General features: G+C 67.5%; 3 protein-coding genes. 1 reads left to right on the top strand and 2 read right to left on the bottom strand.

All coding sequences use genetic code 11. The features are described from left to right. Positions 1–1,032, top strand: a 1,032-nt coding sequence (gene adh, locus VLK61_RS17100) for an aldehyde dehydrogenase (RefSeq protein WP_325422820.1), incomplete at its 5' end; no start/stop codon positions are given. On the opposite strand, the gene VLK61_RS17095 is transcribed toward adh, so the two are convergent. Both VLK61_RS17095 and VLK61_RS17090 read right to left on the bottom strand, forming a co-directional pair. Next, a complete protein-coding gene (locus VLK61_RS17095; RefSeq protein ID WP_325422819.1) occupies positions 1,002–1,346 on the bottom strand; it encodes a DUF6285 domain-containing protein in 345 nt (114 codons plus the stop codon). The genes adh and VLK61_RS17095 overlap by 31 nt on opposite strands. Further along, positions 1,346–1,860 (bottom strand): phosphotransferase (locus VLK61_RS17090; protein ID WP_325422818.1); only part of this gene is annotated, 515 nt, incomplete at its 5' end. The genes VLK61_RS17090 and VLK61_RS17095, both read right to left, overlap by 1 nt.

Below are 1,860 nucleotides of genomic sequence, written 5' to 3'. Positions count from 1 at the left end.
TGGAACTTTCCGATCCTGATGGCGGCCTGGAAGCTGGCGCCTGCGATCGCCGCGGGCAACTGCGTGGTGCTCAAGCCCGCGGAGTCCACGCCCGTCAGCATCCTGGTGCTGGCCGAGCTGATTGCCGACCTGCTGCCGCCGGGTGTGCTGAACATCGTCAACGGTTTCGGCCGGGAAGCCGGCATGCCGCTGGCCAGCAGCAAGCGCATCGGCAAGATTGCCTTCACCGGTTCCACGGCCACCGGGCGCGTGATCGCCCAGGCGGCCGCGGGCAACCTGATTCCGGCCACGCTGGAACTGGGCGGCAAGAGCCCCAACATCTTCTTCGAAGACATTGCCACTGCCGACGACGACTTCTTCGACAAGGCCATCGAAGGCCTGGTGCTGTTTGCCTTCAACCAGGGCGAGGTGTGCACCTGCCCGTCTCGGGCGCTGATCCAGGAGTCGGTCTACGACAAGTTCATGCCGCGTGCGCTGGAGCGCATCAAGGCCATCAAGCAGGGCGACCCGCTCGACACCGAGACGATGATGGGCGCGCAGGCCTCTGCGATGCAGATGGACAAGATCATCAGCTACCTCGAAGTCGGCAAGCAGGAGGGCGCCCAGGTGCTGATCGGCGGTGGCCGGGCCGAACTGGGCGGCGACCTGGCCGGCGGCTACTACATCCAGCCGACGCTGTTCAAGGGCCACAACAAGATGCGCATCTTCCAGGAGGAGATCTTCGGCCCCGTGCTCGCCGTCACCACCTTCAAGAACGAAGCCGAAGCACTGGAGATCGCCAACGACACGCCGTACGGCCTGGGCGCCGGCGTGTGGGCCCGAGACGGCAGCACCGCCTATCGCATGGGCCGCGCCATCAAGGCGGGCAGGGTGTGGACCAACTGCTACCACGCCTATCCGGCGCACGCCACCTTCGGCGGCTACAAGGAATCCGGCATCGGCCGCGAGACGCACAAGATGATGCTCGACCACTACCAGCAGACCAAGAACCTGCTGGTGAGCTATTCGCCGCGGAAGCTCGGCTTCTTCTGAAGGAATTTCGGGTTGCTGAGCTCGACCCTGGCGCGCGTGCTGGCCAGCAGTTCGGCGTGCACCTGCGCCGCCGCGGTGCCAGCATCGACGCCGCCGGCCCGGATCGAGGCGCACAACTGGCGATCTTTCGCCGCGCGGGCTTCGTTCAGCCCCGCGTCGTCGCACCGGTTCAGTTCACGCGCCGCGATGGCCATGGCATGGGCGACCATCAGCGCCGCGTGGCGCTGATGTGCCGGCAGAGCCGGCAACAGCTCGTCGCGCAGCACGTCGCGCGCCGTCTCCAGCAGCCGCTCCCCACGAGTGTTATCGAGCATCAGCCGGGCTCCGTCATCGTCAGCACTTCGTATTCCAGTTCCGGCACGATGCGCCCGGTCAGCGCCAGCAGCAGCGAAGTCTCTTCGCCGCTGGCATGCCGCTGCGCCTGCGCCAGCGCAATGACGGCCCAGCGCACATGGGCCATCACTTCCCAGTAGCGCACGGGCTCGCGGTCCAGCGGCCGGCCGCTGGTTTGTTCGTAGCCACGATAGAAGTCCGCACGCTGGCCGATGCCGCCGGCCTCGCGCGCATCCGCGCCGAAGCGCCAGCAGCGTGCGCAGAACCAGCCGATGTCCTGCAGCGCATCGCCCCAGCCGGCGAATTCCCAGTCGAGGATGCCGGTCAGGCCTTGTGCATCGACGAGGTAGTTGCCGGTGCGGTAGTCGCCGTGGCACAGCACGAGTTCGCCGCGCAGCGGGGCCTGACGCTCGAGCCAGCGCAGACCCCATTCGAGTGCGGGATGCGCCGTGGGCAGCGCGTCGAGGTCGCGGCGCAGGCGGCGGATGGCGTGCA

Source organism: Aquabacterium sp. (assembly GCF_035476535.1).
GTDB lineage: Bacteria > Pseudomonadota > Gammaproteobacteria > Burkholderiales > Burkholderiaceae_C > Pseudaquabacterium.
Note: the sequence above shows the minus strand (reverse complement) of the source record. Positions and strands in the feature narration are given on the sequence as shown.

What these genes read in the sequence shown, in the direction of transcription:
- VLK61_RS17095 (WP_325422819.1), bottom strand. Translation starts at nt 1,346, where the DNA reads ATGCTCGATAACACTCGTGGGGAGCGGCTGCTGGAGACGGCGCGCGAC.